Origin of the sequence: Bradyrhizobium sp. 142, from assembly GCF_023074015.1 — a bacterium.
Lineage (GTDB): Bacteria > Pseudomonadota > Alphaproteobacteria > Rhizobiales > Xanthobacteraceae > Bradyrhizobium.
This window is the reverse complement of record NZ_JADPKQ010000246.1, coordinates 16,774-37,932: the sequence shown is the minus strand read 5'-3', so window position 1 is coordinate 37,932 and position 21,159 is coordinate 16,774. Positions and strand designations below refer to the sequence as shown.

The following is a 21,159-nucleotide window of genomic DNA, read 5'->3' as shown; positions in this document are numbered from 1 at the left end:
GGGCCGGTCAAGGCCAAGCCTTGCGGTGGCCGCAAGTGCGGCCAGCCTTGACCGCCCCTGCGCGCGGCGGCTGCAAGATTGATGGCCGGGACGGAAGAATGGCCTGCGGCGCGGCCGAACAAAAGAATGGACGCACGCGATTTCCAGCAAGCGTCTTCTCGATAATGAAAAAATCGCTTGTCCATCTCATCCGTGTTTCCAGTGCTCGGCCGGGAAGTCGTAGAACGCCAGTAGCGTGTCTCGATCCTTGCTCAGGCAATCGGCGGCCTTCTCGTACTTCAGCGCGTAGCTCTCGATGAAGGCGTCGAACGCCAGCTCGGCGGCGAGCTTCGTTTCAGCCATCCAGATCTCCTGCAACGCGCGTTTGGCCTTCGGCTGCTGGCTCTTCGGCAACTTGGCGAGCACGTTGGCGGTCTTGTGCACCCAGCAGCGCTGCTCGCGCGTTTTCGGCCAGACCTCGCCGGCCGCCTTCCAGAACCCGAGTGCGCCATCGGCAATGACGAGCCGCGGCGCCACGTCGAGCCCGCGCCGCTTCAGATCGAGCAGCAGATCGCGCCAGTCCTGCGCGCTCTCGCGGGCGCCATCGGTGAAGCCGACCAGTTCCTTGCGGCCTTCCGGCGTCGCGCCGATCAGCACCAGGATGCACTGCTTTTCGTCTTCGAGGCGCGCTTGGAGATGGATGCCATCGGCCCAGATGTAGACGTAGCGCTTCGCCGACAGATCGCGCCTCTGCCACGCGGCGTGCTCGTCGAGCCAGCCATCCTTCAGGCGACCGATGGCGGATGCCGACAACCCGGCAGCATCCTTGCCGAGCAGCGCAGCCAGCGCCTCGGAGAAGTCGCCGGTCGAGATACCCTTCAGGTAAAGGATCGGCAGCAGCGTCTCGATCGACTTCGACCGGCGCATGTAGGGCGGCAGGAGCGACGGCGAGAACCGGATGCGGCCAGGATCGGCGGCGTCCGCTTCGCGATCGCGTACACGCGGCTGGCGGACGGCGACCGGACCGATGCCGGTCATCACCTCGCGCTCCGGCAGGTGACCGTGGCGGACGACGCGCTGGTGGCCGTCCCGGGTCTTCAAATCGGCATGCTGGCCGAGAAAGTCTGCAACCTCGGCCTCGACCGCCTGGGCCAGCAGGGCACGCGCCCCATTGCGCAAGACTTCTGTGAGTTGATCGTCGAAGATTCCTGGCTGAATCAGATGGATGACGTTATCGTTGGACACGGCATATCGCTCCTTCGGTGGAGAAGTGGAGGCGTCAAGCACCCCCACGATATGCCGCCTTTCCGATTCCCGCCGTCACCAACTTTGGGCGATAGCTCCAACACGAACGTGTGGCGCCTGAAGTCGCTCACGGCGGTTACTGTCGATCAGCGCGTCTACTACAGCCAAGGCGTGGGCACCCAACGTGGTGAGGCCGCGCGCGGCGGCGTCACGGGCTGGGGCATCGATGACGAAATCATCGAAGCGTACACTTGGCTGATCCAGAACTTCGATGACGGCGACGAGATCTTCATCTTCGGGTTCAGCCGCGGCGCGTACACGGCGCGCAGCCTGTCGGGACTGATGTGCAAGTGCGGCGTTCTCAAGCTGGGCGCGCCGTTGTCGATCGAGCAGCTCTACGCCCGGTATCGCATCTACGACGCGCCGACGATCAGATCGCTGTCGGCGAAGCGGTTGCCCCAGAACGCATCCATCGAGGAGCAGTGGGTGACCAAGTATTCGCGCCCGACCAAGGTCAAGTTCGTAGGAGTCTGGGATACCGTTGGCTCGCTCGGACTTCCCCTGGCAAGCGCCGCAGGCAAGGTCCGCAAGTACCGGTTTCTCGACACGCATCTGCGGCTCGACAACGAATATGCCTTCCACGCGCTCGCGCTGGACGAACACCGCAAGAACTTCGAGCCGACCTTCTGGACCAGGACTGACAGGGTCGGTCACGAAGGGGCGGTCGACCGACGGATCGATAGCGTGGAACAGCGCTGGTTCGTCGGAGCGCACGCTAACGTCGGAGGCGGATACGCGAGCGACCCGCTGGCGCAACGGCCCCTGATGTGGCTGATGGACAAGGCCGCCGGCCTCGGGCTCGTCTTTCACGACCGGGTCGCGCTCGACGTCTCGCGGATCGCGCCGCCCGTCACGGATTCCTACCGCGAGTTTGCATGGGGCCTCTACCGCTTCGTCAGCCGCCCCTTCTATCGGCCCGTCGGCTTGGCGCCGGAGAAGGGAACGCAGGCCACGACGTCGCGCATCAACGAGACCGTCGACGGCTCGGTGTTCGAGCGCTGGCGCGTGGATGCGGCCTACCGCCCGCAGAATCTCGTCGCGTGGGCGAAGGAGAAGGCCGTCGATCCCGCCAAATTCAATAGCGCCGTCCGGGCGACCGACCCTAACGTCGGTGTGCCCTGATGCTCGACGTCCTGCGGATGGAAATACAGCAGCTATGATCGCTGTGCTCGGCGTTTGGGACAGCGTGGCCCGATTTGATAGTGGCCGCGTTCTGTCGCCGCGGAGTAAGCGAAAGTGGCAGCCGCGCTGCCGCGCGACCGTAGGTCGGATGACCCGTGGCCGCGCCAGCATCGTTCGTCTTCCGCCGGGATGGACCTGTGTTGGTCGAGCCTGGCGCATGCGATTGGGAGGCACGGCAACCGTGCGTGCCAAGACTAGGTGAGAACGTTGGCCGACATGCACCAACGTGGCAGTTAAATGTGGCCTCAGGTAGAGCTGACTTGCGTTCAGCGCCAGCTGATGGGCGTGTACGGTACGCGCCGGCGATTCAGTTCTTCCTCGAGGCGCAGCGCTTCTCGTTTCGCAGTTTCGCCCAACAAACGATGCTTGCTGCCTACTCGCACATCGGCGGCAACCTGCTGACGAATATTTTCGTAGAGTTTAAGGACGCTCGCGTCACTCAAATCCTGAATGGCCATCGACATCTTCTCAAAGAGATTCACGAAATAAAATGGAGCCGCAGGACAGGGTCCACGGCTCCCCGGAAAAATAGCTCAGTAAGACGCAATGTAGTCCAGCCCCGATGCCGACCGCAGGGTGACTTGTTCATTGAGACTTGTGGAGTCTCAATTGCGCATCGGTTTGCGAAAACAACATTAACGTTGCTTCTTCACTACACCGGGTGTTCATCCCGGCCACTCAGACTGCCCGGACGCCACCCTCAGACTGCCCCGGACGGCAAAGTTGCCGTCTTTCGCTCTCGCGTCGCTATTTAATCGTCCGTGCATTTCCTTGCTGGCCCTGAAGAGCGGAAAGCGCTTCTTGTCGACTTGCACGAGCTCGCCCGTTCGCGGATTTCGGCTCATGCGAGCCCACCGTTGCTTGGTAGAAAAGACTCCGAAGCCACGAAGCTCAACCCGATCTCCGCGCTCGAGTGCAGCAACGATCTCGCCGAGAATTGCATTTACAATGTTCTCGACGTCGCGCTGATAAAGGCGCGGATTTCGGCCGGCGATACGCTCAACGAGTTCGGACTTGATCATTGATGCTAGCGTCTACAGAATTGGTGGGCGAGCATTTCCCCGAAAGCACTAGCGCCTGTCAAGCCGCAGCAGGCGCCATGACAACCAGAACCCGCCAAACGCAGGTGTCGGTTGAGAGGACCGAGCCTTTGAAATCCGTCATCGCGCGGTAGCGCTACCATTCATATCTGCTAGTCGCCTGCGACTACTTCGCAGGCCTATGTCTTCGAAGTATAAAATCGAGCTGCCGAATTGTAGCCTGCGAGGCCGCGGCTTTCGCTTGTTCTCATCAGAGTGCGCCTTTGACCGTCCCGATGACGGTCACTTCGGCTCTGTCCGCGCGTCACGCCACCGATCCCACGGATTATGATTGGATCCGCATCGCGGTGTACCTGTCCGGCCTGACCGTGCGCGAGGCTGAAGCACTGGTTGGTGGCTTCACCTCCAACTTGTCTGAACTACAACACGCTGAAGCGTGGCGGTCCGGTCGACGCTGCAGGACGAACTTTATGGTCATGCCCATCCCGCGGCCGGACTCTCGACGCTGTCCTATCACCTCGGTGTCGGCCTCTCGCTCTTCCCTCAGGATCAGGTTCTGCCCGAGAACCTCAATGTCCCCGGAGTTGAGGGACGCTACCGCGAGGTCTCCGAGCTGACCCGACGCCCGGGCTTGAGGCTTGCCGAGCTGGGACAGCGCTGCGGTGCGGGGCGAACCACCAGCGGATTTACCGGAACGCCCCGCTCGGTGGCGGATCGCATACAGGGCGGCCCTGTTCCGCAGGGAGTATGACGGTGCGACCTTACGCGACTCGCTCGGACTGGTCCGGCCGGCGAATCGAATTCGAGATGCCACCCGGGCGATCGTGATCTGAAGAACGCTGCAGCGAGTGGACGTGAATCGTTCTTAATCGTGGATCGCACCGTCGGTCGTTATGCAAGTTGGGCAACTCCATGAACACGCAAGCGGGCGAGAGCTATTTGTCGTCTACAATGGAGACGGAAAAGGAGCCGGCGGCAGCCATCAGCTTGGGATGGTGCCGCCGCCGATCTCAACATATGCAGCGTTCCAATATACGAGGCCAGACAGTCGCTGGGACAGCTCAATGTTGACGAGCCGTCCAACCACGATACCGTGCGAATACCGTTCGATGATCTCGTCGACTTCGCATTCAAGAGCGGTGAGTGCCCCGCCTAGCAAAGGCACGCCACTGGTCCCGGCTGTCCAGGCAACACCGTCGAAACGCTCTTTGCCTTTGAAGCGGCCATTACTGAATCGGTCGGCGATCTCGCGCTGATCCGCGCCAAGGATGTTGACTCCGAAGGATCTGTGGCGCGCAATCAGGGGAAATGACGATGCCTGCCTGTTGATGTTGACGAGAAGTCTCGGAGGATCAGCGCTGAACGAGGTCAGCGAGGTAACCGTCATCCCCGTGATCTCTTCCCCTTTGCCAGCTGTGATGATGCTGACCCCGCCAGCGAGGCGTCGCATTGCCAGGCGAAACTGATATCCGAGGTCATTCGTCTCGCGGGTCAAAGTCTGCGCGGTCATTTACCCTGCCATGCATTGCGGAATTCCGAGGGATTGAAAGGGATGGCTGGCCTCGCTAGGTTTCTCGAGTCAGCCGTTCCCTCGGCAGCGTATCCAGCCATCGTGTTCTGCGTGGGTCAAGCAGGCCGGCGAAATAAGAAAATGTTGCCCCTCAACTGGCTCTGAATTGATGGTTGCCGTCAACGGAACGAAACAGTGTGCAAAAGAATTCCACGGTTGCTGTCTTAAAGGGAGCAATGTCTGCACGCGTCATTAGGTCGATCGGTGCTCGAGCCAACACGAGTGCTTTCGAGCAAGAAGATGCCATTGAATTAAACGATGAATCAGTCCAGGTCGTGTCGCCAGACAACGTTTAATCATGGCGAAACGATGCGAAGCCGCCAAAACGGGTCAAGAATGAGACAGCGAACCCGACAGGAATAGCTGCGAACCGCAGGACTTCGACAAGCCGCGCGACTTCTTCTTCGTCATGCCGCGCGTGCGCGATGTTTTCCACCGTGCGCAAAAATCAACGCGTCCAAGCAGGAATTACAACAGACTGGTTATCTCTGCCCCGCCAAAAATGGTTTGTCTTGGACTCGCGCATCCGGAAATTGTCTGAGAAGATTGATATCAGGCAACGGTGCCGGCTAGGGACTTTCGTGATGCGCAACAACATCGTCGGTCATGTGAATGGGGCAATCAAGCGCATCCGTTGTTCGATGCGATGTACTCCCTTGTCGTTGCCGGGCAGTGCCGCGAGTGCGGCCAGCATCGCATAGCGCTTTCAAACACGTTCTAAACGGCTGCTTGAGTAGCAACCTGACGCCCGTTCGTCTCGAGGCGCGGCAGCGCACCGTGCTGCCTGCCTCGGCGATCCGCCACTGTCGAAACACCGCAATGCCAAAGGAACAAACGCATGGCTGCGAACAAAGAGCCGATCAAGTTTGCTTACTGGGTACCGAACGTGTCGGGGGGCCTCGTGATCTCTTCGATCGAGCAGCGAACCAGCTGGGATATCGATTACAATCGCAAGCTCGCCCAGATCGCCGAGAAGGCAGGCTTTGACTATGCCTTGAGCCAGATCCGGTTCACGGCGGGCTATGGCGCCGATAAGCAGCACGAGTCGGTCAGCTTCTCGCACGCGCTGCTTGCCGCAACCGAAAAGCTCAAGGTCATCGCTGCTCTGCTCCCCGGGCCTTGGAACCCGGTGTTGGCCGCAAAGCAGATTGCGACCATTAGCCAACTCACCAATGCCCGGGTTGCCGTCAATGTCGTCTCGGGCTGGTTCCGCGGCGAATTCCATGCCATCGGCGAGCCTTGGCTCGATCACGACGAGCGCTACCGCCGCTCGGAGGAATTTATCAACGCGCTACGCGGCATCTGGACCGAGGAGAACTTCAAGCTCAAGGGCGACTTCTATCGGTTCAACGACTATTCGTTGAAGCCCAAGCCACTCGATCCGCTGCCGGAGATCTTTCAGGGCGGCTCCTCGCGTGCGGCCCGCGACATGGCCGCCCGCGTGTCCGATTGGTATTTTACCAACGGTAACACGCCTGACGGGCTGAGGGCACAAGTCGACGACATCCGGAGCAAGGAAAAGGCCTTCGGCAAGCGCGGGCGGACCAAGATTGGCATCAATGCGTTCGGCATCGTTCGGCAGACCGAAAAGGAAGCGAGAGGCGTCCTGCAGGAGATCCTCGACAAGGCGATCCCGGAAGCGGTGAGCGGCTTCCATCATGAGGTCCAGAATGCCGGCAATGCCAGCCCCGAGCGCGAGGGCAATTGGGCAAAATCCACGTTTCAGGATCTCGTTCAGTACAATGACGGCTTCCGCTCAAACTTGATCGGCACGCCGCAACAGGTCGCCGAACGCGTTGTCGAGCTCAAGCGCGCCGGTGCCGATCTGATCCTGCTCGGCCTCCTGCATTTCCAGGAAGAGGTCGACTATTTCGGCAAGCATGTGATTCCGCTGGTCCGCGAACTCGAGGCGCGGGCGTCCGCGCACGTTCAGGCTGCGGAATAGGCGCGAAGAGAGGCGGCGAAGTGGCGCGGATTGCGACACGAGCGGGTGTGCTTCGTCTGGAAGAGCTTCCTCCAGACGGACGCATCCATGTATCGAGCGGGGAATGCGGCGAGGTGATAGAGGGCCGCCGGGAGCGTGCCGCTCAGTCTCTCGCACGAGAGGTCCTCAGACTTGCGAATATTTCGCTGACCTTTGGCGGGGTCGCGGCGCTGCGCGACGTTGACTTGGAAGTTGCACAGGGCGAGATTCGGGCAGTGATCGGACCCAACGGAGCCGGCAAGAGCTCGCTGCTCAACGTCGTCAGCGGGCTGTACCGGCCCGACCGCGGCCAAGTGTGGTTCGACGAGCGCTCGTTTCGTGAGGTGCCACCGTCGAAGCTTGCCACGTATGGCGTAGCACGGACGTTTCAGAATCTCGCGCTGTTCAAGGGGATGTCGGTGTTCGACAATGTGCTGATGGGGCTTGCGCATCGCATGCGCGCGGGTTTCCTGCGGCAGATCGTCGGCTCGCCATTGGCGCGGCGGATCGAGGCGGAAAACCGCGCCGCGGCGGAAACGGTGATCGGTTTCCTGGATCTCACCGACGTTCACGACCACACTGTCGGAACGCTGCCTTACGGTGTGCAAAAGCGGGTCGAACTGGCACGAGCGTTGGTCGCCCGGCCCAAACTTCTGCTACTGGACGAACCATTTGCCGGCGTAACCGTCACCGAGAAGCAGGAATTGTCACTGCATGTGCGCAACGCCCGTGACAGCTTTGGCGCAACCGTCGTCCTGATCGAGCATGACATCGGCGTGGTGATGGGGCTGTCCGATCGCGTGGCAGTGCTCGACTACGGACGAAAGATCGCCGACGGCACGCCTGAGCAGGTCCGCACCGATCCGGTGGTGATCGATGCCTATCTCGGCGTCGCGCATGAGAATGACACGGAGCTTGCGATCTGATGTTCGACTATCAGTTTTTGGTTGAAGTGCTGATCGGTGGCCTGCTGTCAGGGGTAATGTACTCGCTGGTCGCCATCGGGTTTGTGTTGATCTACAAGACCTCTGGCGTACTGAACTTCGCTCAAGGAGCGATGCTGTTGTTCGCGGCGCTGACCTTCGTCAGCCTGATCGAGCGCGGCGCATCGTTTCCCGTGGCGCTGGCGGCAACGCTGGCGATCATGATCGCGCTGGGCATCGCCGTCGAGCGAGCTGTGCTTCGGCCGCTGGTCAACCAGCCGCCGATCGCGTTGTTCATGGCGACGCTCGGGCTTTCCTATGTGATTGAGGGCGCTGCGCAGCTCCTGTGGGGCACGCAAGTGCACGGTCTCGACATCGGGATCAGCGACACGCCGTTCGAAGTGGCGGGCGTGTTGATCAGCCAGTTCGATTTGTTCGCGGCCGCCGTCGCAGGCAGCCTAGTCGCACTCTTTGCGCTGTTCTTTCGCTATACCCGCACCGGCCTCGCGTTTCGCGCTGTCGCTGACGATCAATTTGCCGCCCTCGCGGTAGGCCTGCGGCTGCCGCGGGTCTGGGCCGCGGTCTGGACGGTGGCCGGGATCGTCGCCTTGGTCGGCGGCCTGTTGTGGGGGGCTCGGCTTGGCGTGCAGTTCTCGCTCTCGCTCGTCGTGTTGAAAGCCCTTCCGGTGCTGGTGCTCGGTGGCTTCGATTCGATCGCCGGCGCGATCGTCGGCGGTCTCTTGGTCGGTGCGATCGAAAAATTGGCCGAAGTCTACATTGGACCTTCGTTCGGCGGCGGCATCGAGGCCTGGGCAGCCTATGTCGTGGCATTGGTGCTCCTGCTGATCCGGCCATCGGGCCTGTTCGGACAGAAGCTGGTGGAGAGGGTGTAGACCATGGCTGTTCTCACTCCCGCCAAATCGAACGGGCCTTCCGCCGAGACGTTGTGGATCGGCATCACGATCGCAGTCGCCTACGGGGTCGTTCCGCTAGCCGGGTCGGACTATCTGCTCGATGCCGTGCTCACGCCGTTCTTGGCGCTGGCGCTTGCCGTCGTCGGACTCAACGTCCTCACCGGCTATGCCGGGCAGGTCTCGCTCGGCTCGGCAGCGTTCCTCGCGGTCGGCGCCTATGCCGCCTACAATCTCCATCTCCGCGTCCCGCAATTGCCGCTACTGCTCGATCTGGTACTGGCCGGCGGGATCGCGGCGGCCATCGGCATTGTGTTCGGGCTGCCGAGCCTGCGGCTGCGCGGATTCTATCTCGCAGTGTCGACGCTCGCCGCGCAATTCTTCGTGCAGTGGGCGCTCACCAAGTTCGGCTGGTTCTCCAACGACAACCCATCCGGAGTGATCGATGCGCCGGTTCTCATCGTCGCGGGCGTCTCGTTCACCAGCGCTGCGGAACGTTACGTCTTCTCACTGACGATCGTGGTCGTCTTGACCTTGCTGACGTTGCGATTATTGCGCTCCCAATCCGGCCGCAACTTCATCGCGGTGCGCGATCACGAGATCGCGGCCAAGGTGATCGGCGTACCGCTGCTGCGGACCAAGCTGCTCGCCTTCGGCATCTCGTCGTTCCTCATCGGGGTTGCCGGCGTGCTCTGGGCGTTTGCGTACTTGCGTACCGTCGAGCCGGCTGGCTTCAATCTGGATCGCTCGTTCCAGATCTTGTTCATCATCATCATCGGCGGCCTCGCCTCGCTGCGGGGCTCCTTCATTGGCGCAGCCTTCATCGTCGTATTCCCGCTTCAGCTGTCGCGCGTTGGCGCGGCCTTGCTTGGCGGCGTTTTCGATTCCGGCGTGCTGGAGATGAGCCAGCGTATCGTCATCGGCGCGCTCATCATTGCCTTTCTGATCGCAGAGCCGCGTGGGCTGATTGCCCTGTGGGACCGGGCCTGGTCCGCCGTTCGGTCCGCCAAGCGCCCGGTGATCCCGACTTGAGATCTGATTAACCCGAAGGAGCTTGCAATGAACGTGTTTAGACGTCTGAAAGTGACAATGGGCGCGGCCTTTGCCGTCGGCCTAGCCAGTACGTTGGCCGTGCACGCCGACGAACAGTGCTTCCCGCTGCAAAGCTATCGTGTCGGTCCGTATGCCGCCGGCGGCACCGGGTTCTTCGGAGGCTTCATCGACTACCTCAATCTGATCAACATCCGCGATGGCGGCGTCAACGGCGTGAAGCTGACCTGGGATGAAGGCGAGACCCAATACGAGGTCGAGCGCGGCGTGGAGGTCTATGAGCGTCTGAAGAGTCGTCCTGGGATCGCGGCCTGGAACCCGCTGTCGGTCGGCATCGCCTATGCCATGATCGACCGCATCACCAAGGACAAGGCCCCGCTGATTACCATCAATCATGGCCGTACCGATTCGACCGATGGCCGGGTGTTTCCTTACGTCTTTCCGCTGCTACTCAATCCCTACAGCGAGACCTCCAGCATCGTGAACTACATTGCTTCAAGAGAAGGCGGCCTGGACAGCCTGAAAGGCAAGAAGATCGTCGTGCTGTATCATGGTTCACCCTACGGCAAGGAGACGATCCCGATCTACAAGCTGCTCGCAGATAAATACGGCTTCAGCCTGGAGCAGATCGAGGTCCCGCATCCGGGTAACGAGCAGCAATCGCAATGGCTGTCGATCCGTCGGGCGAAGCCGGATTTTGTGGTTCTGCGAGGCTGGGGCGTGATGAATCCCGTGGCTTTGAAGACCGCACAGAAGGTCGGATTCCCAGCAGACCACATCATCGGCAATGTCTGGTCCAACTCCGAGGAGGATGTCATTCCCGCCGGAGACGCGGCCAAGGGTTATATCGCGATCACGACCCAGGCCTCCGGCGCGGAGTATCCGGTGCTCCAGGAGGTGATCAAGACCGTCTACGGCACGAACAAGGGCAATCTCGATGAGAAGAAGCGGATCGGCAGCGTCTATCACAACCTGGGGATCGTGAACGGTATCCTCAACGTCGAAGCGGTCCGCATCGCGCAGGCAAAGTTCGGCACGCGCACCTTGACTGGCGATGAAGTCCGCTGGGGCTTTGAGCACCTGCAGCTCGACCCGGCGCGGGTGGAGGCGCTGGGCGCGAAGGGGCTGTTCCATTCGATCAACGTCACCTGGGACAATCACGAGGGCAATGGCCGCGTCACCTTCCAGCAGTGGGACGGCAGCAAGTGGAAGGTCGTCTCGGACTGGATTGCGCCGGACTGGGCCTTCCTCCGGCCGATCATTGAGAAGTCGTCGACTTCGTATGCCAAGGAGCACGGCATCAAGATCCGTACCTCCGGCGATGACCCGGTGAGTCAGTAGCGCAAAAGCGACGCTCGGTATTCGCGGGAGCCGTTAGCTCCCGCGAATCTCAGACAGGATGGATCACGGCATGAGCGACGCTCTGCTTTCGGTCGAGGGGTTGGCCGCGACTTACAATCACGCCATCCGCGCGGTGGACGATGTGTCGTTCGCGCTTCGGCGCGGCGAAATCGTCGCTGTGCTCGGCGCTAACGGCGCGGGCAAGTCGACGACGCTTCAGGCGATCTCAGGGCTCCTGCCGGCGCGGCGCGGCCAGGTGGCGTCCGGGCGGATCGCATTTGACGGCCACGACATCGTGTCTGCGTCGCCCGCCAAATTGGTCCGATTCGGGATCGTTCCGGTGCTTGAAGGCCGGCATTGCTTCCCCTCGCTGACGGTGGAAGAGAACCTGATTACTGGCGCTATTGGGCGAGACGCTAAGTCTCGGGTGATACGCACCGATCTTGACGAGATCTATGAGCTGTTCCCGCGACTGAAGGACCATCGTCGCTCGATCTCCGGGCTCACTTCGGGTGGCGAGCAGCAGATGACCGCGATCGGCCGCGCACTGATGTCGCGGCCACGGCTGTTGGTGCTCGACGAACCCTCGATGGGGCTCGCGCCGTTTGTCGTCGAAGGAATTTTCCGGGCGCTGAAGCAACTCAATAGCGAGCAAGGCCTCTCAATCCTCGTTGCGGAACAGAATTTGACGGTCGCACTGCGCTTCTCCGATCACACCGTCGTTCTCGAGAGCGGGCGCAGCGTGCTGTCCGGCGCGTCAGCTGACTTGCGCAACCGCGACGACATCAAGGCACTCTACCTCGGCGGCTCGCCGCAAACTGACGTCGGCAAAAGCCTGCTGACGCACGCTGTCGCTTGATCTTAATTCATACAGGAGAAACTGACCATGGCTACCGCCAAACTGGCGCCCAAGATCGACCAGGACGTCTACTCCCGGCTGGACGGGGCGATTGATGCGACCGTAAGGGTGAATGCTGATCGCAATGATCTTGAAGGCCGCTTTCCCAGGGAGAACCTGAAGGCATTGGCGGAGGCGGGCTGGACCGGCGTCCTAAACGAAGCACGGTTTGGCGGCCTTGGCCTCGGTCATGTCGATTTCGCGGAAGCCGCCTATCGCATCGGACAGGCCGATGCATCGACTGGCCTCGTCTACGTCATGCATGTCGGTGCGGTCCAGACGATCAATCTGTTTGGCAGTGATGACCAGAAGGAGCGCTGGCTCAAGGCGAACAATGGCGGCCAACTTGGCACATACTCGACCAGTGAACGCGCGACCGGTGGGCACTGGTGGTATAATCTCTCCGAAGCCTCGCGCGACGGCGACAATTATCTTCTCAACGCCGAAAAGTCGTTCACGACGAGTTCCGGTCAGGCCGACTTCTACGTCGTGCAGACGCGTACTCCTGGGGCCAAGGATCAGGCTGACATCGTCTTCTTCATCGTCGACGGTAAGTCCGAAGGCATCGAATCGAAACCTTGGAATGCCCCTCGGCGTGCGCGCCAATCATTCGGGTCCGATTCGCTACACCAATGTGCGAGTGCCGCAGCGAGACCGGCTCGGCGCGGAAGGGCAGGGGAAGGAAATCATCTATGACGGCGTATCACCGGTCTATCTGATCGGGCTCGGCGCGGTCTGGGAGGGGGTGGCCCGCGGCGCGCTGAACGCGGCGGTCAAGCACACCACGAGCTTCGTGCACAAGGATCGGAACAAAAGTCTGTCTGATTATCAGGCGATCCGCCAGGAGCTCGGCGCGGCCAAGGTGCTGGTCGAAACGTTGCGGCCGTGGCGCCTCGAGCTGGCGGCAAAGCTGGATGCGCTCTGGCGGGCCGGCAAGCCGCAGAGCGAAATCCTGATCCCATTGACCGAGTTCAAAGTTCACGCCGCCGAAGTCGCGAACAAGGTCGCAGCGGCAGCACTGACGGTAACGGGAGGTTACGGCTATCATCGCGGACCCATCGAGCGTTCGTTCCGAGATGCTCGCGCAGCCATCGCGATGGGGCCGTCGAACATGATTGCTCGCGACTGGATCGGCAAATCGCTGGTCGGCCTGCCCCTCGAGCTGTTCTATGAAGGGGGAGAGTAGATTCAAATCCGCGGGGGCTGTTCGCTAGGGTCAGCTCCGCTGCTGCGACGTCCTGGCATGAGCAGCACGAGGCTCCCTGATGCGGCGCGGCACGCAGGTCCGAAGAAGAACGCGCGCTCGGTACGACTATGACGATGGTGCCGACAGGTTATCTTTCTTTTTTCTGGCGATGTTTTCAGTCTGGAGCAACACGAAGAATTTATCACCTCTCAACCGTGTGAACCAAGACGTCATCCGACCTTCAACATGGCAGCATATCGGCTTCAGGTCGGATGCTGCGGCAGGTTTCTTCCCGATGCTGCCGCTGGACCCGGTTGCTTGAGCTCGCAGGAGGATGTCACATGGTGACCACGCGTGAAGTTTCTGTCGATGACGCCACAACGGTGACCCACATGGTTGCTGCCCTGCTCGCCGAACTTGGGGCCGGCCAGGTCCAGGCCGAACCAGATACCCAGCTCGTGGCCGAACTCCTCGCCATGAAAGAGCGCGTCTATGGGTTTTTGGCTTTCACCGGGGACCGCCCCGTCGGTGTCATCATGTTGTCGGAAAGCGCAGCCCTTTTCGCCTGCGGAACCTACGGCACTATCACCGAACTCTACGTGGTGCCGGACCAGCGATCGTCTGGGGTCGCAATGCGTCTCATTGAGGCTGCCGTAGGCCTGGGGACGGTAAAGGGCTGGGGCCAGCTTGAATTGGCGGCGCCGAGGCAGCCGATGTGGAGCCGCAACCCCAGCTTGGCATTGTACGTCAAGGCCGGTTTTGCAGAGATCGGCCCACGCCTCAAGTTGCCGTTGCAAGGTCTCGCTAGCCCACGTGCGCAAGGTATTCCCAAGGGACGATCGCGATTGGACCCGCGACGGCAACGCGCACGATCCCGCTCTGGCGCGGATTCCACTGCTGCAAGATTTGCATTTGAATCCGTAGGACAGTCCCTCGGAGACTCTGAGCCTTGTCCACGTCGCGAGAGATGAGCCGATCGGGGCCAAGGCCGAACGCCTTGCTGGAACGCGCCCGTTGGACCGATTAGGGGAGCAGGCCTCGATTGCGATGCCTGAAGTCAACGCTTTATTGACCGAAATGTTGGCTCGCGACCTTCTCTCAAGGAGTTCGGTCCAAACCGATGTTGGCCTAACGCGCGAATCCACACGCCGGACCATCCAGCGCGCTGACAGTATGATCGAATCAGCGAGATTGGCTGGGACTTCTGTATTGCTCGAGGAGTTATTGCCTTCTGGCCGCTTGTAACCGACGCCATTAGAACGTTGCTCGCTTCCGCTCCGCCGCGAAAGCGCTGCAGCTGTCAACGCCCCAACTTTGGATAGCCATTTCATTGACTATCGCGGCGTTGCGCCGGATATTCACGAGCAGCGGATTGTGCCGCTTAGGGTCACCGTAATGAGAACGAACAATCGAAGCGTGATGGGCAACATGCGAAACCGCATGTTTCATCGCTGCGTCTCGGCGGCGACCGGCGTCTGTTGTTGATTCGTATCGACAAATCCAAAGCGATCGACAACCAGACAGGAGCGCCGGAGTTCGGCGATTGAGCAGTTATGTCCCAAGCCTATGTCATCGAAGTATCGAATCGAACCGCGGGCATCGTTGTCAGCGAGGAGCGCGGCGTTCGGTTCTTCTCATCCGAACGTGCCTTTGACAGCCTCGATGGCGGTCATTTTGGCTCCGCCCGCGCCGCGGAGCGTGCGGTGAGGGCGCTTATCGAGCGGCGACGGCAGGTCCGGCACTAAGCAACCTTGAATTGGACCCATCAAGCATCCTTGAATCATTGGGGAGAGTCGAATGATTGCCCGTAGCCGCTGGTGTAGATGGATTGCTGCGTCGTTGGTTAGCGCGGTCGGTTTCATCTCAACGGCTGCCTCTGCCGGCCCAACGCTCGACAGGATCAAGTCGCGCGGTTTTATCAAGGTCGGCGTTGGCACCACGCCCGGGTTTTTCGCACCAGACAGTAGTGGCCGGTGGCAAGGCTTCTTCATCGACTATGGACGCGCCTTGGCCATCGCGGTGTTCGGTGACGTAGACAAGGTGGAGTTCACGAGCTCGTCGCCGCAACAGCGTCTGCCGGCGCTTCAATCTGGCGAATTCGATGTCCTGCTGTCCGGCGTGACTGTTACGATTACACGTGCGTTCAAGCTCGGGTTCCATTTCGGGCCGACCATCTTCTATGACGGGCAGGGGATTCTCGTCCGCAAAGACATCGGCGTGACATCGGCATCTCAGCTCGACGGCGCCACGATCGGCATTCAGAGCGGCACAACAGGCGAGCTCAACATCGCGGACTTCTTCCGCAAGAGCCAGCATAAGTTCACTCCGGTCACGATCGAGGACACCAGCGAATTCGTCTCTGCCCTTCAGTCCGGCCGCGTGGACGCGATCACGCAGGACTCGTCAGATCTGGGCGCAAAGCTTACCCAGCTGAAGAAACCGAACGACTACGTCCTGCTGCCAGAGCGACTGTCGAAGGAGCCACTGGCGCCGGCGGTGGCCAGTGGGGACGACCGCTGGCTCGAGATCGTCAATTGGACCGTGAATGCGACCATCCAGGCCGAGGAATGGGGCATCACCTCGCAGAATATCGATAGCTTCCTGAAGTCGGACGATCCAGCCATCCAACGTTTTCTGGGTGTCGATCCCTCCCTTGCTCAGGCAATCGGGCTCGATCCAAAATGGTCCTACAACATTATCAAGACGGTCGGAAATTATGGCGAGATCTTCGATCGCCATCTGAAGCCGCTCGGCTGGGAGCGCGGCCATAACCGGCTGTGGACCAACGGTGGCCTATTATATTCTCCACCGTTCCGCTGACATGCGTCCCTCATGAGCGATGCGCCCGAAACATCGCACGCGGCGAAGAAACCGGGCATGCAGCGCCGGGTCTCGGGCTGGTTGGGTCCAAGGCCGGTGTTGCAGCTCGTGGTCGTGGCGGGCATCCTCGCTGTCGTCATCCTGCTCGGAGCTAACATCGCGACCACGATGGCGCGGATCGGGGTGACACCGGGGTTCGACTTCCTGGAACGCGCGGCCAATTTTGAGATCGGGGAGGGGCTGATTGCCTTCCGTGCCGGCGATAGCTATGCGCGGGCCATCGCGGTCGGTCTTTTGAATACGGCCAAGATCTCGTTGCTGGGCTGCTGTCTGGCGACAATCCTCGGTGTCGCGTTCGGCATGATGCGGCTTTCGGGCAACCTGATGCTGTCTGGTCTTGTGCGCTGGTATGTCGAGATTGTTCGCAACACCCCACTGTTGTTGCAGCTGTTTTTCTGGATCGCTCTCGCCCATGCCCTGCCGCCGCCGCGTCGCGCCATCACCTTGCTCGATGCCGTCTTCCTGACCAACCGGGGCGTTTATGTGCCGGAGATTGTCATAAGCAATCTCTCGGTCGGAGCGATGTGGGTTGTGGCCGCCGTGTTGGGGGGCTGGATCTGGCTGGTGCGGCGCGGCTGGCGCCAGAGGCGGGCAGGTCTGCAGGCTCCAATGCCTGCCTCCGTCTTGAGCATTCTTGCGGTCGGTGCGGTGCTCGCAGCAAGCGGTGCAGGGATCGGCTTCGAAGTGCCGGCAATCAGCGGTTTCAACATTCGAGGCGGTTTCAGTCTGACGCCCGAATTTGCAGCACTGCTGGTCGGATTAACCGTGAAGTTTTCTGCGATCATTGCGGAGATCGTCCGCGCCGGCATCCTGTCGGTCCGCCGGGAACAATGGGACGCTGCACGTGCCCTGGGATTTCATCGCGGCAAAATCATTCGGCTGGTCGTCCTGCCACAAGCCTTGCGCGTCATTACGCCATTGACGACCTCGAACTATCTCAATCTCGTTAAGGATTCCAGCCTCGCCGTCGCGATCGGCTATCCGGATCTCATGAACATCGTCAACACCACCGCCAATACGACCGGGCAGGTATTCGAAGCGCTGCTGATCGTCGTGCTGCTCTATCTCGCCCTGAACCTCGCCGTTTCGGCATTGATGAATCTGTACAACAGCAGGGTCGCGTTGCGCGGGGAGCGGCCGGCATGACGGCGATCGAGGCTGGAAGACTGCGTCCGAGACGTCAGGCGCGGCTCTCGATGCGACTGCGGACCGGCCTGTTCGGGACCTGGGTGAATTCAGCCATCACGGTGACCGTGGGCCTGCTCGTCTTGTGGCTTTTGCCATCGCTGTTCCGCTGGTTGGTGCTTGATGCGACTTGGCACGGAACTTCGGCGGACTGCCTGGCGAATGACGGGGCGTGCTGGGCGTTCGTCGCAGCCAAGCTGCGCTTCATCGTTTTCGCTTTCTACCCGGTCCAACTCACCTGGCGCCCGGCGCTTGTGTGTCTGTTGCTCGTTACCTTGCTGGCTGTTACGGCCATGCCGCGCTTCTGGCGGCGCGGGCTCGTGGTCGCCTCGCCGATCGTCATCCTCCTGTGCTGGCTGTTGATGGCCGGCTACCCGGCGCAGTCGCCGATTTCATCGAATCAGTGGGGCGGGCTGCCTGTAACTTTGTTGGTTTGGGTGATCTGCTTTGCCGTGTCGGTGCCGTTGGCAATCCTGCTGTCGCTGGCACGGCGATCCAGGATGCGTGCGCTGCGCTGGCTTGCGATCGGCTACATCGAGTTCATGCGAGCGATACCGATGGTCGCGATCCTGTATTTTGCGACGCTAATTTTGCCCATGGCGCTGCCGGCGGGTCTCTCCACCGACAAGATGCCGCGCGCGATGATCATGATTTCGCTATTCTGGACCGCCTACATCGCCGAGGTCATGCGCGCCGGCCTGCAGGCCGTTCCGATTGGTCAGGAGGAGGCAGCAGCCTCGCTTGGCTTGGGTTATTGGCGTGCGCTGCGGCTGGTCATCTTGCCACAGGCACTGCGCATGGTGATCCCGGGTCTGGTCAACCAGGCCATCGGCTTCCTGCTCGCGACGTCCTTGCTTGCCGTCATCGGCATCGTCGACATCCTCAACGCGGCCAAGGCGGCGGCGACCGATCCCAACTGGCTTGGGTTTTACAAGGAAGCATTTCTGGTCGTGGCCATGCTCTATTTCGCGATCGGCTATGGCGGCTCGCGTTACAGCCTCTGGCTCGAGCGGCGCCTTGACCGCTCCGATCCACATTGAGGCTTGTGGATCTACGTGACGTGGTGCCTGATCGTCAGTCGAAGACGGGTGCGGTTGATTACCATTGATGTGATCGCCGCGTACGACAGTTTGAGCGCTCGCGCGATTTTGACTTGAGGAAGGCAGGGATGGCAGGTCACAGGACGAATCGCCAGGTCGGTGAAGTGGCCCTGCGGGCACTGTATCCTGGCGGACTACCAGGAAGCGACAAGAGGCCTGGATCCGATTCGCGCCAGTCCATGGGCGGCGTCGCTGATGCCAGCGCCGTATTCAGGCGCAACAGTAGGTACTGGGCCGTGCCGACGACGTCGCGGTTATCCACGTGCCGCAGATCGATCAATGATGCCGATCTGGCAAGACACGCTGATCGCGCAGACCCTTGGCGGTCGCCTGACCATCCTCCGGCTCGACGCGATTGCCGTGCATGATCAGAAAAACCAGTCGAACGGAACGCCGACCCCGTGCGGGCGACGATCACCCAGCCAGCTGCGTCCACGTCACGCTTCTATTCCCGCTCGCAGAACCGCGCGCTGCGATCCGCTTCGACGCAGGCGCGCCGGTACTTGACGTTTAGCATGCTGCGACAATGGCTGGGACGCTGCCGGCAGACTCGGCGCGGACCGAATGTTCGCGAGGACCGATTGAGCAGAAGCGACGAGATCGTTTCGGCCAACAACGCACTTCGCCTCAATGCAACCTGATCCGCGGCCGGGACCAACTATCCGCAGGGCGCAATGAATCTGCGGCCGGAAAGGGGGTGCGTGAGCGCGATGGGCTCTTTGAGCAGGCACGACCCCGCTCTCCATGTATGGCTTTCCTGGTCCTCCGCCCGGCCTTCCACGATCAACCCCTCAAGGGGTCGGCTATGCATGCATGCCGCCGCTGCGCCTTCGGCTGCGTGGTGATCGCGGCCGCTTGAGGACACTGACGGACGCCATCGAGCGGGGATCGGCCTCGCTTCATAAGATGGAGCCCTCAAGTGTCGCACGATCTTTCCCTCGCCCAGTCCAACGCGTTCGAGCTCGCCCGAATCCTGATGGTCCCGGTTACGCTCTTCGAGGTCGACGGCCAGTACGGCGTGATGCCGAGCGACGAACTCGACGATGCCGATGTCGTCATTGTTCACGAATTCGATCCACACCAGTTCAACCCGGCTCATTGAGCCGGGATCGCCTTCTGGTGCCGCTTGCGAGCGGGCGGCGCAAGGGAGGCTGCGCCGCGGCTGGCCGACGCGGGGCGTCGAATGCCCCGCAAGATTCATCAGTTGCCAGCCGCGCCCTTGCCCCCTTCGCTCTTCGCGGCGGAGGCGCATGGGTCCCGCAAGGTGCGGGAGAAGGCAATTCGAGCGGGAAAGGTCCGGCGCAGCGCCGGGAAGCGGAGATGGAAAAGAAGGACATCGAAGAGCTGAAGACGCGCGTGCCCTGCGCCGCGGTGCTGGAGAAGGCCGGGTTCGCAATCGATTTGAAGGAAAGCACGCGCAAGGCCGTCAAATATCGGCGCGGCGGCGACATCATCATCGTCATCCATGACGGCAAGGGCTGGTTCGATGCGCTGTCCGATGCCAAGGGCGATGTCTTCTCACTGGTGGAGCATCTCGATGGTCTCGCATTTCCGGACGTACTGCAGCGGGTCGCAGATTTCGTCGGATTTGTCCCGACCGAACCTGTCTGGATACGAGAATCCCGCGAGCAGCGGCCCGATCTCAGCATTGCCAATCGCTGGCGTGCGCGGCGCAAGCCATGGCGCGGCTCCCTGGCCTGGTGCTATCTGCACGATCAGCGTGGCATTCCGGAAGCCATCATCCGTGCGGCGATCCAATACGACGGTTTGCGCGAAGGACCGCGCGGCAGCATGTGGGCGGCCCATCTCGACGGCGACGGCGTCGTCACCGGCTGGGAAGAGCGCGGGCCGCAATGGCGAGGCTTCGCCAGCGGCGGAGGCAAGGTGCTGTTTCGCCTCGGAGCGGCCGATGCGAGCCGGCTTTGCGTTACGGAAGCCGCGATCGACGCGATGAGCCTCGCCGCCATCGAAGCCCGGCCGCTCGATAGTCTCTATCTCAGCACGGGAGGCGGTTGGGCGCCGGCGACGGTTGCCGCCATTCGGGCACTGAGCGCACGGCCAGGTGCACGGCTCGTCGCCGCGACCGACAACAATCGGCAGGGGGAGATCTATGCCAGCCGCCTTGAAATGATCGCGCTCGAGGCTGGATGCGGGTTCGATCGGCTTCGTCCGTGCGCCGACGACTGGAACGAGCAGCTAAGCACACGGGCCCACGCCTAATGCGCGCCGTTTCGCAGGTCCGAGAGCGGAAACACACAGGCTCGCGATTTCGCTTGATGCGCGTCCGGCAATGATGCGCAGCAGGCGTGTATCCGCCGTCACGAATCTTAATCCGGTCCGGCGCGCCGCCATCAGATAAGCGCAGTCATACATAGGCCGGATGCGAGAGTTCGATCGCAAGGCTCATTGCCTGCTCGAGCATCCGCCATGGGAAGAAAGTCGATGCCGGAGCGCTCGATCAGCCTTGCCGCCAATACGGCCTCGTCGCGGGTGACTTCGCTGCGCTGAACCTTCTTCCAAAGGGTGTTCGCGCATTCCGGGATGATAACCTCTGGCGCCCCGAACTGGAAACGCGAGCGCAGATCGACAGCGGTCTCGGTCCCTTCTTCCTCCACGACCTATTTGATCGCGATGCTGGCGTCGACG

22 protein-coding genes and 1 pseudogene are annotated in these 21,159 nt (G+C 61.3%); 18 read left to right on the top strand and 5 right to left on the bottom strand.

Annotated features, from left to right (window positions below):
• Positions 1 to 192: 192 nt before the first annotated feature.
• A pseudogene (locus IVA82_RS22805) lies at positions 193 to 1,224 on the bottom strand (IS256 family transposase); the annotation flags it as partial.
• On the opposite strand from IVA82_RS22805, the gene IVA82_RS22800 reads away from it, so the two are divergent.
• Entirely contained in the window at positions 1,201 to 2,406 is a 1,206-nt protein-coding gene (locus IVA82_RS22800) for a DUF2235 domain-containing protein (RefSeq protein WP_346659680.1), read from the top strand. The pseudogene IVA82_RS22805 and the gene IVA82_RS22800 sit on opposite strands and share 24 nt — an antisense overlap.
• 326 nt (positions 2,407 to 2,732) lie before the next feature.
• Here IVA82_RS22800 and IVA82_RS22795 read toward each other — a convergent pair whose 3' ends face one another.
• Entirely contained in the window at positions 2,733 to 2,924 is a 192-nt protein-coding gene (locus IVA82_RS22795; protein ID WP_247493561.1) for a hypothetical protein, read from the bottom strand.
• Positions 2,925 to 3,131: 207 nt separating this feature from the next.
• Positions 3,132 to 3,488 carry an integration host factor subunit beta gene (locus IVA82_RS22790; protein WP_247493560.1) on the bottom strand — a complete coding sequence of 119 codons (357 nt, stop codon included), beginning with the start codon at positions 3,486 to 3,488 and terminating at the stop codon, positions 3,132 to 3,134.
• A 454-nt stretch (positions 3,489 to 3,942) separates the two neighbouring features.
• Here IVA82_RS22790 and IVA82_RS22785 point away from each other — a divergent pair, with 454 nt between their 5' ends.
• Positions 3,943 to 4,257, top strand: coding sequence for a hypothetical protein (locus IVA82_RS22785; RefSeq protein ID WP_247493559.1), 315 nt, complete (start codon positions 3,943 to 3,945; stop codon positions 4,255 to 4,257).
• 231 nt (positions 4,258 to 4,488) lie between these two features.
• On the opposite strand, the gene IVA82_RS22780 is transcribed toward IVA82_RS22785, so the two are convergent.
• Complete coding sequence (locus IVA82_RS22780) at positions 4,489 to 5,016, bottom strand: flavin reductase family protein (protein WP_247493558.1); 528 nt, start codon at positions 5,014 to 5,016, stop codon at positions 4,489 to 4,491.
• 898 nt (positions 5,017 to 5,914) lie between these two features.
• On the opposite strand from IVA82_RS22780, the gene sfnG reads away from it, so the two are divergent.
• From sfnG to IVA82_RS22700, 16 genes are all read left to right on the top strand, one after another.
• Positions 5,915 to 7,021: a dimethylsulfone monooxygenase SfnG gene (gene sfnG, locus IVA82_RS22775; protein WP_247493557.1), complete on the top strand. Its 1,107-nt coding sequence runs from the start codon at positions 5,915 to 5,917 to the stop codon at positions 7,019 to 7,021.
• A 113-nt stretch (positions 7,022 to 7,134) separates the two neighbouring features.
• On the top strand, positions 7,135 to 7,965 hold the full coding sequence (locus IVA82_RS22770) for an ABC transporter ATP-binding protein (RefSeq protein WP_247493563.1): 831 nt from the start codon (positions 7,135 to 7,137) through the stop codon (positions 7,963 to 7,965).
• A complete protein-coding gene (locus IVA82_RS22765) occupies positions 7,965 to 8,855 on the top strand; it encodes a branched-chain amino acid ABC transporter permease (protein ID WP_247493556.1) in 891 nt (296 codons plus the stop codon). Before IVA82_RS22770 ends, IVA82_RS22765 begins: the two co-directional genes overlap by 1 nt.
• Positions 8,856 to 8,858: 3 nt before the next feature.
• Positions 8,859 to 9,905, top strand: a complete 1,047-nt coding sequence (locus tag IVA82_RS22760) for a branched-chain amino acid ABC transporter permease (protein ID WP_247493555.1) — start codon at positions 8,859 to 8,861, stop codon at positions 9,903 to 9,905.
• Between the two features lie 27 nt (positions 9,906 to 9,932).
• Entirely contained in the window at positions 9,933 to 11,264 is a 1,332-nt protein-coding gene (locus tag IVA82_RS22755) for an ABC transporter substrate-binding protein (protein ID WP_247493554.1), read from the top strand.
• Between the two features lie 70 nt (positions 11,265 to 11,334).
• On the top strand, positions 11,335 to 12,123 hold the full coding sequence (locus tag IVA82_RS22750; RefSeq protein ID WP_247493553.1) for an ABC transporter ATP-binding protein: 789 nt from the start codon (positions 11,335 to 11,337) through the stop codon (positions 12,121 to 12,123).
• Between the two features lie 27 nt (positions 12,124 to 12,150).
• Positions 12,151 to 12,858, top strand: a complete 708-nt coding sequence (locus IVA82_RS22745) for an acyl-CoA dehydrogenase family protein (RefSeq protein WP_247493552.1) — start codon at positions 12,151 to 12,153, stop codon at positions 12,856 to 12,858.
• On the top strand, positions 12,803 to 13,348 hold the full coding sequence (locus IVA82_RS22740; RefSeq protein ID WP_247493551.1) for an acyl-CoA dehydrogenase family protein: 546 nt from the start codon (positions 12,803 to 12,805) through the stop codon (positions 13,346 to 13,348). Before IVA82_RS22745 ends, IVA82_RS22740 begins: the two co-directional genes overlap by 56 nt.
• A gap of 79 nt (positions 13,349 to 13,427) precedes the next feature.
• On the top strand, positions 13,428 to 13,670 hold the full coding sequence (locus tag IVA82_RS22735; protein WP_247493550.1) for a hypothetical protein: 243 nt from the start codon (positions 13,428 to 13,430) through the stop codon (positions 13,668 to 13,670).
• Between the two features lie 19 nt (positions 13,671 to 13,689).
• The gene (locus IVA82_RS22730; RefSeq protein WP_247493549.1) at positions 13,690 to 14,319 is read left to right on the top strand and encodes a GNAT family N-acetyltransferase; all 630 of its coding nucleotides are present in this window, start codon (positions 13,690 to 13,692) and stop codon (positions 14,317 to 14,319) included.
• Between the two features lie 582 nt (positions 14,320 to 14,901).
• Complete coding sequence (locus IVA82_RS22725) at positions 14,902 to 15,093, top strand: hypothetical protein (protein ID WP_247493548.1); 192 nt, start codon at positions 14,902 to 14,904, stop codon at positions 15,091 to 15,093.
• A 52-nt stretch (positions 15,094 to 15,145) separates the two neighbouring features.
• Positions 15,146 to 16,168 (top strand): amino acid ABC transporter substrate-binding protein, encoded by a 1,023-nt coding sequence (locus tag IVA82_RS22720; RefSeq protein ID WP_247493547.1) that lies wholly within the window; start codon positions 15,146 to 15,148, stop codon positions 16,166 to 16,168.
• Between the two features lie 12 nt (positions 16,169 to 16,180).
• Positions 16,181 to 17,374, top strand: coding sequence for an ABC transporter permease subunit (locus tag IVA82_RS22715; protein ID WP_247493546.1), 1,194 nt, complete (start codon positions 16,181 to 16,183; stop codon positions 17,372 to 17,374).
• Positions 17,371 to 18,453 (top strand): amino acid ABC transporter permease, encoded by a 1,083-nt coding sequence (locus IVA82_RS22710; protein WP_247493545.1) that lies wholly within the window; start codon positions 17,371 to 17,373, stop codon positions 18,451 to 18,453. Before IVA82_RS22715 ends, IVA82_RS22710 begins: the two co-directional genes overlap by 4 nt.
• A gap of 979 nt (positions 18,454 to 19,432) precedes the next feature.
• Positions 19,433 to 19,615: a hypothetical protein gene (locus tag IVA82_RS22705; RefSeq protein ID WP_247493544.1), complete on the top strand. Its 183-nt coding sequence runs from the start codon at positions 19,433 to 19,435 to the stop codon at positions 19,613 to 19,615.
• A gap of 218 nt (positions 19,616 to 19,833) precedes the next feature.
• Positions 19,834 to 20,733: a DUF3991 domain-containing protein gene (locus tag IVA82_RS22700; protein WP_247493543.1), complete on the top strand. Its 900-nt coding sequence runs from the start codon at positions 19,834 to 19,836 to the stop codon at positions 20,731 to 20,733.
• 131 nt (positions 20,734 to 20,864) lie between these two features.
• Here the strand turns inward: IVA82_RS22700 and IVA82_RS22695 are convergent, their stop codons facing one another.
• Positions 20,865 to 21,128 carry a hypothetical protein gene (locus IVA82_RS22695; protein WP_247493542.1) on the bottom strand — a complete coding sequence of 88 codons (264 nt, stop codon included), beginning with the start codon at positions 21,126 to 21,128 and terminating at the stop codon, positions 20,865 to 20,867.
• Positions 21,129 to 21,159: the final 31 nt, after the last annotated feature.

What these genes read in the sequence shown, in the direction of transcription:
- IVA82_RS22750 (WP_247493553.1), top strand. Translation starts at nt 11,335, where the DNA reads ATGAGCGACGCTCTGCTTTCGGTCGAGGGGTTGGCCGCGACTTACAAT.
- IVA82_RS22735 (WP_247493550.1), top strand. Translation starts at nt 13,428, where the DNA reads ATGCGGCGCGGCACGCAGGTCCGAAGAAGAACGCGCGCTCGGTACGAC.
- IVA82_RS22795 (WP_247493561.1), bottom strand. Translation starts at nt 2,924, where the DNA reads ATGGCCATTCAGGATTTGAGTGACGCGAGCGTCCTTAAACTCTACGAA.
- IVA82_RS22730 (WP_247493549.1), top strand. Translation starts at nt 13,690, where the DNA reads ATGGTGACCACGCGTGAAGTTTCTGTCGATGACGCCACAACGGTGACC.
- IVA82_RS22760 (WP_247493555.1), top strand. Translation starts at nt 8,859, where the DNA reads ATGGCTGTTCTCACTCCCGCCAAATCGAACGGGCCTTCCGCCGAGACG.
- IVA82_RS22780 (WP_247493558.1), bottom strand. Translation starts at nt 5,016, where the DNA reads ATGACCGCGCAGACTTTGACCCGCGAGACGAATGACCTCGGATATCAG.
- IVA82_RS22790 (WP_247493560.1), bottom strand. Translation starts at nt 3,488, where the DNA reads ATGATCAAGTCCGAACTCGTTGAGCGTATCGCCGGCCGAAATCCGCGC.
- IVA82_RS22745 (WP_247493552.1), top strand. Translation starts at nt 12,151, where the DNA reads ATGGCTACCGCCAAACTGGCGCCCAAGATCGACCAGGACGTCTACTCC.
- IVA82_RS22700 (WP_247493543.1), top strand. Translation starts at nt 19,834, where the DNA reads ATGGAAAAGAAGGACATCGAAGAGCTGAAGACGCGCGTGCCCTGCGCC.
- IVA82_RS22755 (WP_247493554.1), top strand. Translation starts at nt 9,933, where the DNA reads ATGAACGTGTTTAGACGTCTGAAAGTGACAATGGGCGCGGCCTTTGCC.
- IVA82_RS22765 (WP_247493556.1), top strand. Translation starts at nt 7,965, where the DNA reads ATGTTCGACTATCAGTTTTTGGTTGAAGTGCTGATCGGTGGCCTGCTG.
- sfnG (WP_247493557.1), top strand. Translation starts at nt 5,915, where the DNA reads ATGGCTGCGAACAAAGAGCCGATCAAGTTTGCTTACTGGGTACCGAAC.
- IVA82_RS22725 (WP_247493548.1), top strand. Translation starts at nt 14,902, where the DNA reads ATGTCCCAAGCCTATGTCATCGAAGTATCGAATCGAACCGCGGGCATC.
- IVA82_RS22720 (WP_247493547.1), top strand. Translation starts at nt 15,146, where the DNA reads ATGATTGCCCGTAGCCGCTGGTGTAGATGGATTGCTGCGTCGTTGGTT.
- IVA82_RS22710 (WP_247493545.1), top strand. Translation starts at nt 17,371, where the DNA reads ATGACGGCGATCGAGGCTGGAAGACTGCGTCCGAGACGTCAGGCGCGG.
- IVA82_RS22715 (WP_247493546.1), top strand. Translation starts at nt 16,181, where the DNA reads ATGAGCGATGCGCCCGAAACATCGCACGCGGCGAAGAAACCGGGCATG.
- IVA82_RS22800 (WP_346659680.1), top strand. Translation starts at nt 1,201, where the DNA reads ATGGATGACGTTATCGTTGGACACGGCATATCGCTCCTTCGGTGGAGA.